The sequence below is a fragment of the Pseudomonas sp. S2_A05 genome (assembly GCF_054668485.1).
Genome location: NZ_CP162775.1, coordinates 2,277,488 through 2,289,091 on the forward strand (window position 1 = coordinate 2,277,488; position 11,604 = coordinate 2,289,091).

At 59.3% G+C, this 11,604-nt stretch carries 6 protein-coding genes and 4 pseudogenes; 7 read left to right on the top strand and 3 right to left on the bottom strand.

All coding sequences use genetic code 11. From position 1 onward, the window contains the following. Positions 1 to 389 precede the first annotated feature (389 nt). The 3 genes and pseudogenes from AB4O12_RS10360 to AB4O12_RS10370 all read left to right on the top strand — a co-directional run bounded on the left by AB4O12_RS10360 (position 390) and on the right by AB4O12_RS10370 (position 3,070). Positions 390 to 1,298: a MurR/RpiR family transcriptional regulator gene (locus tag AB4O12_RS10360; protein ID WP_460061760.1), complete on the top strand. Its 909-nt coding sequence runs from the start codon at positions 390 to 392 to the stop codon at positions 1,296 to 1,298. A gap of 61 nt (positions 1,299 to 1,359) precedes the next feature. Continuing rightward, a pseudogene (locus AB4O12_RS10365) lies at positions 1,360 to 1,964 on the top strand (glutathione S-transferase). Between the two features lie 2 nt (positions 1,965 to 1,966). Next, positions 1,967 to 3,070 (top strand): DNA alkylation repair protein, encoded by a 1,104-nt coding sequence (locus AB4O12_RS10370; protein ID WP_460061762.1) that lies wholly within the window; start codon positions 1,967 to 1,969, stop codon positions 3,068 to 3,070. Positions 3,071 to 3,171: 101 nt separating this feature from the next. Here the strand turns inward: AB4O12_RS10370 and AB4O12_RS10375 are convergent, their stop codons facing one another. Together AB4O12_RS10375 and AB4O12_RS10380 are read right to left on the bottom strand one after the other, a co-directional pair. Beyond that, positions 3,172 to 3,651: a GNAT family N-acetyltransferase gene (locus AB4O12_RS10375; protein ID WP_056789243.1), complete on the bottom strand. Its 480-nt coding sequence runs from the start codon at positions 3,649 to 3,651 to the stop codon at positions 3,172 to 3,174. Positions 3,652 to 3,685: 34 nt separating this feature from the next. Then, positions 3,686 to 4,595: pseudogene (locus AB4O12_RS10380) on the bottom strand (LysR family transcriptional regulator). 133 nt (positions 4,596 to 4,728) lie between these two features. Between AB4O12_RS10380 and AB4O12_RS10385 the strand changes: the two are divergent. Beyond that, complete coding sequence (locus AB4O12_RS10385) at positions 4,729 to 6,390, top strand: GMC family oxidoreductase (RefSeq protein ID WP_460061764.1); 1,662 nt, start codon at positions 4,729 to 4,731, stop codon at positions 6,388 to 6,390. A 132-nt stretch (positions 6,391 to 6,522) separates the two neighbouring features. Beyond that, positions 6,523 to 8,144, top strand: a pseudogene (locus tag AB4O12_RS10390) (MFS transporter). A 53-nt stretch (positions 8,145 to 8,197) separates the two neighbouring features. Here AB4O12_RS10390 and AB4O12_RS10395 read toward each other — a convergent pair. Then, on the bottom strand, positions 8,198 to 8,560 hold the full coding sequence (locus tag AB4O12_RS10395) for a DUF427 domain-containing protein (protein ID WP_056789235.1): 363 nt from the start codon (positions 8,558 to 8,560) through the stop codon (positions 8,198 to 8,200). Between the two features lie 192 nt (positions 8,561 to 8,752). On the opposite strand from AB4O12_RS10395, the pseudogene AB4O12_RS10400 reads away from it, so the two are divergent. Then, positions 8,753 to 10,695, top strand: a pseudogene (locus AB4O12_RS10400) (DNA topoisomerase III). A 542-nt stretch (positions 10,696 to 11,237) separates the two neighbouring features. After that, a complete protein-coding gene (locus tag AB4O12_RS10405; protein WP_252886371.1) occupies positions 11,238 to 11,567 on the top strand; it encodes a hypothetical protein in 330 nt (109 codons plus the stop codon). Positions 11,568 to 11,604: the final 37 nt, after the last annotated feature.

Sequence of the window (11,604 nt, forward strand, 5' to 3'; positions counted from 1 at the left end):
AAAAACGTGCATTAAGGCGAATAAGGGAGCGTTTCGGCGAACCGTGTCGGCCGTCGAAAAGGCATCGTTTTATTGCAAACGCCACCCGGCACTCAATTTACGAGGGGCGGCAGTCTAAGGCCCGATCAAGGCCTCAGCAACTGTAAATACAGGGAATTTGTCCGACAGGACCAGGAAACTGCTCTGACACAGGCTTCACACGGCCATCGGAGTGCGTTTATAGCAAGAAATTCACTCCAGCGGCTGTATATAGAAGACAAACGGCTAACCATCCCGCCATCGACAGCGAAAATTATTCTCGCAAGGTGCATCGATTCAGCCCGGCAGAGCCCGCGCAGCCCTTCTATGATCAGGCTCACCGCGTGTTCAACCCGCCCGAAGGATGTCCTATGCCCCGCACCGATCTACCGGCCGCCGACGAACTTTCGCTCGCCAGCCCCCCGATCACTGCCGAGCGTCTGCTGCAAACGATTAGCGACGAATATGACGCCCTTCCGCGTCAGCTTAAACGTATCGCCAGTTACATTAGCCAGCAGAGCGAGCGAATCATGGTCGACCGCATCAGCGACATCGCTCGTGAATGCGAGGTGCATCCGTCCGCCATCGTGCGTTTTTCGCAGCGCTTCGGGTTCAGCGGCTTCAGCGAAATGCAGGCGCTGTTCCGCCAGGCCTGGACGCACAAGGCCACGCCGGCGCAGAACTATCAAAAACGCATCCGCAGCCTGATCGCCAACAAATCGCAGACCGCCAACAGCGGCGAGCTTGTCCGCGAGTGCATCGACGCAACGCTATCGGGCATCGAACGTTTGGGCCGCGAACTGGATGGGGCTGCGTTCGACAAAGCTGTCGATCTCATCGTCAATGCCGACGACATCTATGTGGTCGGGGTCCGCCGTTCGTTCGCCGTCGCCGATTATCTGGTTTACAACCTGCAGCACACCCAGAAGCGCATTCATCTCGTCTCCGGCATCGGCGGCAGCTATCGCGAGCAAATGCGCAGCGTGCGCGCCAACGACCTGGTCATCGCCATCAGTTTTGTGCCCTACGCCAAGGAAACCCAGCACTGCCTGCGATTCGCACAACAGCAAGACGCCAATACCCTGATCATCACCGACAGCCCTCTGTCGCCACTGGCGAAACTTGCCAATAGCGTGTTGATGGTCAATGAAGGCAGTGCGCTGGCCTTTCGTTCGCTAAGCGCGACACTGTGTTTATGTCAGGCGCTGTTTGTGGCGGTGGCCTATCGGCTGGAACTGAATGTCGATGAGATTCACGAACAACCCGGATTCGACGACTGACAATTGTCTCAGGCTCGGCTAGGTTATGCGTTCCCACCGGTTCGACTTGAAGGAACGCGTCATGAAACTGATCGGCATGCTCGACTCTCCCTACGTGCGCCGCGTAGCAATCTCCGCCAAATGCCGGGGATTGACCTCGAACACGAGTCGGTCTCGGTGTTCCGCCACTTCGAGCAATTCCAGCAGATCAACCCGGTGGTCAAAGCGCCCACGCTGATTCTCGACGACGGCGTGGTCCTGATGGACTCGACCCTCATCCTCGACTACCTCGAAGCCAGCTCCGGCAAGAGCCTGCTGCCCAGCGATCTCAAACAACGCGTCCACGCCCTGCGTCTGATCGGCCTCAGCCTCGCCGCTTGCGAAAAAGCCGTGCAGCTGTATTACGAACGCAACTTGCGCCCGGCCGACATTCAGTATCAACCTTGGGTTGAACGCGTTGAAGGCCAACTCGCCGCCGCGTTTACCGCCCTGGAAAAAGAACTTGGACACAGTGACTTGCCGGTCGACGGCTCCCTCGCCCAGACCGGCATAAGCCTGGCGGTTGCCTGGAGCTTCACCAACCTCGTCGTGCCCGATCAGGTCGACTCCGCGCGCTATGCGCGCATCGCCGAATACACCGCCTACGCAGAAGGCACCGATGCGTTCATCAGCACACCGATGACCTGACCATGAGCACCACCGACACCGCCGCCCCGGCGTTAAAGGAAATCTTCAACGCCGAGCGCTTGCAGCACATCGCTGACGAAATGAGCGCGGTGTACCCGGCATTCAAGGCCAAGGCGTTTCTCAAACACGCCCAGGACGGACTCGCTGAATTATCAGTGATGCAACGCATGGCCCGCGTCGCCGAAAGCCTGCACGCCGTGTTGCCGCTGGACTACGAAGACTCCCTCGAAGTGCTGTTCGAACTCGCGCCACGGCTGAACAGCGGGTTCGTCAGCATGTGCCTGCCGCATTACGTCGCGAGCTATGGCGGGCACGCCTTCGATACCTCCATGGATGCCCTGAAATACTTCACCACTTTCGGCTCCTCCGAATTCGCCATCCGTTACTTTCTGCGCAGCGACCTCGAGCGCTCGCTGGAACGAATGCATGACTGGACCCGCGAAGAAAACCATCACGTCCGCCGACTAGCCAGCGAAGGCAGCCGCCCTCGCCTGCCGTGGTCCTTTCGGTTGGAAGCGGTACAAGCGGATCCGCTGCTGGCCGCCGGGATACTGAATCGGTTGAAGGCGGATGAGAGCTTGTACGTGCGCAAGTCCGTGGCGAATCATTTGAATGATGTGACGAAAGTGCATCCGGAGTGGGTGTTGGACACGATTGAAGGTTGGTCGCTGGACAACAAGCATACGGCCTGGATTGCCAAACATGCGCTGCGCAGCTTGATCAAACAGGGCAACGTGCGCGCGCTGACGGTGATTGGCGCGGGGGCGAAGGCTGAGGTTGAGTTGTTGGATGCGCGGGTTGAGCCGGCGATGGTGAGTTTGGGGGACGCGATTACGTTGTCGTTTACGGTGAAGTCGACGGTGGCGCATGAACAGCGGCTGGTGATCGACTATGCGATTGAGTATGTGAAGGCGAATGGCGGGGTTTCGAGGAAGGTATTCAAGTTGAAGACGGTGGAATTGCCGGGGTTTGGGGTGGCGCTTGTGCAGCGCAGACAGGTCATCAAGGATTTCACGACACGCAAGCATTTTGCCGGCCGGCATGGAGTGCAGGTGATGATTAACGGAAAGGTGGTGGGTAGTGCAGGGTTTGAGGTTTTGATTTGAGAAATGAGTCATTGATTGGTCTTGAAGACCGGTCGCGAATCAGTGCACTGGCAGCCGTGCATCGATAATGAGCGCGGCAGCACAATGGACAAACTCCCGCCTCAGTAGTTACCAACTTCCGTATGGGACGCCGAATTAAGCCCTGAGGGAGCACCTGTTGTCACAAGCACTTTCAACAGCGTATGGCGACTCCACGGGCCGCAGTACTCAGGCACGTGCGCGATCAATCGGTATCCGCAGCGGGTGTACCAACGGGCGACGTCGTCATCCAGTGTTTCGATCAACGCATCTACGCATGCTCTTTCAACCGCTAATGCCTCAAGCTTGTGCAACACCTGAGTACCCAGCCTGGTTCCACGCCATTGCGCGTTGATCCACAGGTAATTGACAAACAGACGCCTGAATTCGGTTCTACCGGAAGCGCCGCCGATTAGTGCCCCGTTCTCCATCAGCGAACAGGCGATGGCCTCAGCTTGTCCGCCGCGAGCCTCGGACAAGGCTCGGCCATGCTGTAAGACGCCGTCACTGATGGCCTTCATGGTGTCCGGATTGATGTCGCGAACGGTAAGCCATTCCCTCATTGCTGCTCTCCATTGCTAAAAGTCCTTGGCGCTTTCAAGCAAAAGAGGAGCCAACCTGAGATCTTCCCAGCAACACCTCCTGCTCTGCCTCACACAACCCCACCACATAATCCCAGACCACCCGCAGCCGCACGGATTGTGCAGCTCCCGCCGCGTGCTGATCCAGTAGCTGCGTTCGATGCTTTCATCCGGCAGCAGCGCCACCAGATCCGGGTCGGACGCGGCCATGTAACACGGCAGCACGGCGATGCCCAACCCCGAGCGCGCCGCTTCCTGCTGGGCGATGACGCTGGTGCTGTGAAAGACCACGCGCGGGCTGCGGCAGAAGCTGTTGAGGAACATCAGTTCCTGACTGAACAGCAGGTCGTCAACGTAACCGATCCACGCATGTCGGCCCAGGTCTTCGCGGCTATGCAGCGGTGGCGCTTTGTCGAGGTAGGTCTGGCTGGCGTAAAGCGCGAGCCGATAGTCAGTGAGCTTGCGCGTGACCAGCATGTCGGCGGATGGCCGTTCGAGGTGGATGCTGATCTCCGCTTCGCGGTTGAGGATGCTGACGAAGCGCGGCACGGCGACCAGTTCCACCTCCAATCCCGGATAACGCTCGAACAAGCCAATCATGCGACTGGCGAGAAATTTGATGCCAAGGCCTTCGGTGACGCCGACGCGGATCTTGCCCAGCGGCGCGGTGGACTGGGTGATTTCTTCCTGCGCCAGCAGCGCGACGTTTTCCATCGCTTCGGCGTGCTTGAGCAGCGCCTCCCCCGCCGGGGTCATTTCATAGCCCTGGGCGTGCTGGACGAACAGCGCAGTGCCGAGGCTTTCTCGATCGATTCAATATGCCGCGCCACTGTCGCGTGGGTGGTGTTGAGCCGGCGCGCGGCAGTGAGCAGGCGGCCGCTGCGTTGCAGCTCGAGAAAAAAGCGCAGGTCGTTCCAGTCGAACATGGCAAGTCCTTGTCGGCTATCGTCGTTGCACGCTGTTTGAAAACGCACAGCGGCTGCGCAAAAACTAACATTCTTTTAACGAAAGCTAACAACTAGAGTGTCCGACAATAAAAACAAAAAGCGAGGTCAGGGCATGCAGACGTCCCTGGATGAATTCGACTACATCGTGGTCGGCGCCGGCCCCGCCGGTTGCTTGCTGGCCAACCGGCTCTCAGCGGATCCACAGCAACGGGTATTGCTGCTCGAAGCCGGCGGACGCGACAACTACGCCTGGATTCACATTCCTGTGGGTTACCTGTTCTGCATCGGTAATCCGCGCACCGACTGGTGCTTCAAAACCGAACAACAACCGGGCCTCAATGGCCGCGCGCTGAGTTATCCGCGCGGCAAGGTGCTGGGCGGCTGTTCGTCGATCAACGGCATGATCTACATGCGCGGCCAGGCCGGCGACTATGACGGCTGGGCGGCCGCAGGCAATCCGGGCTGGGCCTGGAAGGATGTGCTGCCGCTGTTCAAACAGAGCGAAAACCACTTTGCCGGCGGCGCCGAGTTTCATGGCGATCAGGGTGAATGGCGGGTCGAACAGCAGCGCCTGTCGTGGCCGATTCTGGATGCCTTTCGCAGCGCCGCCGAGCAAAGCGGCATCGCCAGCATCAATGACTTCAACCAAGGCGACAACGAGGGCTGCGGTTACTTTCAGGTCAACCAGAAAGCCGGGGTACGCTGGAACGCGGCCAAGGCCTTTTTGAAACCGCTGGGCAGTCGGGCGAACCTGACTGTGCTGACCGGCGTCGAGGTTGATCGTGTGTTGCTGGAGAACGGCCGCGCGGCGAAAGTCAGCGCGCAGCATGAAGGTCAGATCAAACAGTTCAAGGCGCGCAAGGAGATTGTTTTGTGCGCCGGTTCAGTCGGCTCGCCGAGCATTCTGCAACGCTCCGGCATCGGTCCGCGGCCGCTGCTCGAACGCGTAGGGATAGGCGTGATTCATGAGCTGCCGGGGGTCGGCGGCAACCTGCAGGATCACCTGCAACTGCGCCTGATCTACAAGCTGGAAAACGCCCGCACCCTGAACCAGATCGCCGGCAGCGTGTGGGGCAAGATGGGCATGGGCCTGCGCTATCTGTATGACCGCAGCGGGCCGCTGTCGATGGCGCCGAGTCAGTTGGGCGCATTCGCCCGCTCCGGTCCCGAGCAAACCTCGGCGAACCTGCAATATCACGTGCAACCGCTGTCGCTGGAGCGCTTTGGCGAGCCGCTGCACAGCTTCCCGGCGTTCACCGCCTCGGTGTGCGACCTGCGCCCGCAGAGCCGTGGACGCATCGAGATTCGCTCGGCCGATCCGCAAGCAGCGCCGCTGATCCAGCCCAATTACCTCAGCCATCCAGAAGATCTGCGCGTCGCCGCCGATGCCATTCGCCTGACCCGGCGCATCGTCAGCGCCCCTGCCCTGCAAGCGTTCAAACCGGTCGAATACCTGCCCGGCGACAGCTTGCAAAGCGAAGAACAATTGCATGAAGCGGCGGCGAAGATCGGCACGACGATTTTCCATCCGGTAGGCACCTGCCGCATGGGCAATGACGGTGACGCGGTGGTCGATGCGCAATTGCGCGTGCATGGTGTGCCGGGTCTGCGCGTTGCCGATGCGTCGATCATGCCGCGCATCACCTCGGGCAACACCTGTTCGCCTACGCTGATGATTGCCGAGAAGGCGGCACAACTGATTTTGTCCAGATCTGCAGATATCTCCCCTGTGGGAGCGAGCCTGCTCGCGAATGCGGTAACTCACTCAGCCTAGGAGTTAACTGACAAAAAGCTTTCGCGAGCAGGCTCGCTCCCACAGCAATCATCACCAGACTCAGGCATCGCGCATTACCGGACACGCAACACCAGTGGAACAACAAAAACAATCACTGTGAGGGATACCGATATGTCAGAACACGTTCAGCCGCTGGACGCTGCGGGCAGCGCCGAGACCAGCAACGCCACGCAGAAAGTCATCTTCGCTTCATCACTCGGGACGGTGTTCGAGTGGTATGACTTCTTCCTCTACGGCGCCCTCGCGGCGGTGATCAGCAAGCAGTTTTTTGCCGGGGTCAATGACACCACGGCGTTCATCTTCGCGCTCATGGCGTTCGCCGCCGGCTTCATCGTGCGGCCATTCGGCGCGTTGGTGTTCGGCCGCCTGGGCGACATGATCGGGCGCAAATACACCTTTCTGGCGACGATCATTCTGATGGGCGTGGCGACGTTCTGCGTCGGCTTGCTACCGACCTACGCCAGCATCGGCATTGCCGCGCCGATCATTCTGGTGGTGCTGCGCATGCTTCAGGGCCTGGCGCTCGGTGGCGAATACGGCGGTGCGGCGACCTACGTGGCCGAACATGCGCCTATCGGCAAACGCGGCTTTCACACCAGCTGGATTCAATCCACCGCGACCCTCGGCCTGTTGCTCTCGCTGCTGGTAGTGCTCGGTTGCCGCTACTTCACCGGCGACCAGTTTGAAGTCTGGGGCTGGCGCATTCCGTTCCTGCTGTCGATCGTCCTGCTGGGTATTTCCACCTGGATTCGCCTGAGCCTGCACGAGTCGCCGGCCTACCTGAAAATGAAGGAAGAAGGCAAAACCTCGAAGGCGCCGATCCGCGAATCCTTCGGCAAATGGGAAAATCTCAAAGTCGTGCTGATCGCCCTGTTCAGCATCAACGCCGGGCAAGCGGTGACCTTTTACGCTGCGCAGTTCTATGTGCTGTTCTTCCTCACCCAGTTCCTGAAAATGGACCCGGCGGTGGCCAACAGCCTGTTGATCATCAGCGTGGTGATCGGCGCGCCATTCTTCATCTTTTTCGGCTGGCTCTCGGACAAGGTCGGGCGCAAACCGGTGCTGATGCTCGGCCTGCTGCTGGCCACCGCGCTGTACTTCCCGATCTTCAAATCCTGGCCCACTACGCCAACCCGGCGATCGATCAGGCCAGCCGTCAGGCACCGATCACCGTCCTCGCCGATCCCGCCACTTGCACCTTCCAGTTCGATCCGGTGGGCAAGGCCAAATTCGACAGCCCGTGCGACAAGGTCAAGACCTTCCTGGTCAAGCAAGGCCTGCCCTACTCCAGCGTCGCTGCACCTGCGGGCAGCGCCGTGCAAGTGAGTGTCGGCGACGTGAAGCTGGATGGTTTCGATGAGGCGGCACTGCGCGGCGCGATCACCCTCGCCGGCTACCCGCAACAAGCCGATATGCAGCAGATCAACAAACCGATGATCGTTGCCCTGATCGTCGCGCTGATCATCATCTCGGCCATGTGCTACGGCCCGCTGGCCGCGTTGATGGTCGAACTGTTCCCGACCCGCATTCGCTACACCTCGATGTCGCTGCCCTATCACATCGGCAACGGCTGGTTCGGCGGCTTCCTGCCCACCGTGTCGTTTGCGCTGGTGGTGTACACCGGGGATATTTTCTACGGGCTGTGGTATCCGGTGCTGATCACCGGGGTGAGCCTGGTGGTGGGGATGATCTGTCTGCGTGAGACGAAGAATATCGATCTCGATAAAAACTGAAAAACCCGCTGACAACAATGGCGAGGGAAGCGATTCTCTCGCCATTTTTTGCTTCAGGCGTCCGCTTTGATCACTTCGAATTTCACCTGGTCCGGATAAAACGCCACATAGTTGCGGATCGGTTCAACCGAGATCTTGGGTTTTTCGTAAGTCCACACCGCATTGGCGCCCTCATGCCCCGGCACTTGCAGGCTGAAGTAATTGGCGTCGCCCTTGTACGGGCAATAGCTGGTGTGGTCGGTGCGGGCGAAGTATTTTTCGTCGATGTCTTCGCGCGGGATGTAGTACACCGGCGGATAGTTGGCTTCGTTGAGGATCATCGCGTGAGAGGACGCGGCGACCTGGATGCCGTGGAACTTCACCAGCAGGCAGCCGGCAAGTTGTTCCAGGCTGATCACGGGACTGGGGCTTTTCATGAGGTTCTCCTGAGCACAGCGAAGAGACCGGTTCAGGTATAGCTGATGGTTGCGCAGCTCGACTGGATTACGGCCGAACGGCTAAACCTCCTGCAACGCTTTTATCTGTATATCCATACAGATAAAAGTTGCTCCCGCCGCGAACTCCCGCCATCCTGTGCCCTCTCCACACACCAACCAGCGATGGTAGCTATGCGGCTGTACCTCTGTGAAAAACCTTCCCAGGCCAAAGACATTGCGGCCGTACTCGGCGCCAAGCGTCGCGGCGACGGCTGCTGGTTGGGGACGGACGTCACAGTGACCTGGTGCATCGGCCATTTGCTTGAAACCGCGCCGCCGGACGCCTACGACGCGCGCTACAAACGCTGGGTGCTGGCCGATCTGCCGATCATTCCGGACAAGTGGAAAATGACCGTCAAGCCGCGCACTGCCAGCCAGTACAAAGCGGTAAAGCGCCTGCTCGGCGATGCCAGCGAACTGATCATCGCCACCGATGCCGACCGTGAGGGCGAGATGATCGCCCGGGAACTGGTCGAGCACTGCCGCTATCGCGGGCCGATCCGCCGCTTGTGGCTGTCGGCACTGGACGAGGCATCGATTCGCAAGGCGCTGGCAGCGCTGAAACCGGGCGCAGAGACGTTCAGCCTGTATCACTCGGCGCTGGGCCGTTCGCGGGCGGACTGGTTGATCGGCATGAACATGAGCCGACTGTTCACCTTGCTGGGCCGTCAGTCGGGTTATCAGGGCGTGTTGCCGGTAGGACGAGTACAAACGCCCACCCTGCGACTGGTGGTCGACCGCGACCGCAGCATCGCCGATTTCGTCCCCGTACCGTTCTGGGCAATCGACGTGGATTTGCTGCACAACGGAACGGCGTTTACCGCGCAATGGCGCGCGCCGTCGGACATTTGTGATGATCAGGATCGCTGCCTTAATCAGCCGTTGGCGCAACAAGCGGCGGCGGCGATCAGCGGTGCTGACAGCGCACGGGTGATCAAGCTGAAGACCGAGCGCATGCGCGAAGTGGCGCCGCTGCCCTTCGATCTTGGCACCTTGCAGGAAGTCTGCTCGAAAAAGCTTGGCCTTGGCGCGCAGGAAACCCTCGACATCGCCCAGGCCCTTTACGAAACCTACAAAGTCATCACCTATCCGCGCAGTGATTGCGGCTTTCTGCCGTTGAGCCAACACAGTGAGGCGCCATCGATCCTCACAGCGTTGCGCCAGGCCGATCCGAGCCTTGAAGCCTTGCAGGGTTATCTCGAACCGCAAAGGCGCTCGCGGGCGTGGAATGACGCCAAGGTCAGCGCTCACCACGGCATCATTCCCACCATCGCCGCGAAGAATCTTGAACGCCTGAGCGGCAAGCATCGTGCGGTGTACACACTGATTCGCGCGCGCTACCTGGCGCAGTTCCTGCCCAATCACGAATACGATCGCACCCAGGCCGATTTCGATTGCAACGGGCAGGCCCTGCGCGCGGTGGGCAAGCAGATCATCGAAGCGGGCTGGAAGCGCGCACTGCCAGAGGCATTGGCCCCGGCCAGGGCCGCGAAGCACCAGCACCGCAAACCTTGCCGACCCTCAGCCAAGGCGTCGAATGCGCTGTGTCGAAAGTGAATCTCAAGGATCTGTGGACGCAGCAACCAAAACCCTACACCGAAGGCGATCTGATCAAGGCGATGAAGAACGTCGCCAAACTGGTCGAGGATCCGCTGCTCAAACAGAAACTCAAGGACACCACCGGCATCGGCACCGAAGCTACCCGTGCATCGATCATCCAAGGGCTGCTGGATCGCGGTTATCTGGTCAAGAACGGCAAGGCACTGGCGGCGACACCTGCCGCGTTCAGCCTGATCGACGCAGTGCCTCGCGCGATCGCCGACCCCGGCACCACGGCGATCTGGGAACAGGCCCTGGACATGGTGCAGAGCGGCGAGATGAGTCTGGAAGAATTCGTCACCAAACAGGCCGCGTGGATGAGCAAGCAGGTCACCCGCTGCTCCGCCCTCAGCCTGACCATCAGCGGCCCGCCGCCTGCCGGCAAAACCGCAGCGCCGTGGAAAAAAAAGCGCAAGTCGACGGCCAGCAAAACCGCCGGTACGCGCAAACGCACGGCGCGTCCGACGACTCGCTGAATCCCTCGCGGTTCCCTTCTCGACGTTGTCGAAACGGATCTTTTCTCATTCCAAAACAGCTTTGTCCGACAATATGTAGTGCTTGAAAATAATCACTACAAAACCGTTGACGGCGTCGTTTTGCTTTTGCATGATGAAGACGTTCCCCGATCGGGAGCACTGGTAACACGCTTGAGCAAACTCGTCTGACCGCCGAGTTGTTTTTTCCGGATACACGCTGCCCACAAGGCAGATTGAAGAAGCTGACCTGGCCTGAACGTCCAGTACAAGGACGAGAAGCGCTGGCGAAAATTCTCAAGACGCTTGTGGCCGACACTGGATTGTCGTCAAGGAGCCTCCCGGTTTTCGCTGCTTCTCCTCGTTGTGACGCTATTGCGTAGCAGTTATTCAACACGACTACATGCAACAGATGCACGACCCCGTACTTCACACGGGCGAACGCTGACGTCCTGGTTTCGGTGCCAGGGATCAACTAACCGATGGGCTACCTGTATTAGCGAATCAACTTTGAAAGATCACCAGACTGGTCAAGGGGCATAACAATGAATCTGAACAATCAACCCACCATCGAAGAACTGGCGCGTATGTTCGCGGCGCAGAAAGACAGCCACGACAGCCATATTCTCTGGATCAGCAAGTCGGGGCAGGTACACATTGACTGCCTGTCGCCCCACGCTGGCGAAGAAGAATTCGACCGCAATCACCAGAATCTGCTGGCCCGCCTGAAGATGTACCGCCGCGGCCACGGTTATGTCGGCAAGAAGGCTGCGGCCGACAAGGACTTCATTGAGAACGTGCTGCAGACGCTGAAACAGGCGTGGGATTCGATGCAGAACAAAAATGAAGTTCGGGTGATTGATCGGTTTTATTGAGTTGTAGATTATTTGACTAAGGGCCTGCTTCCGATTG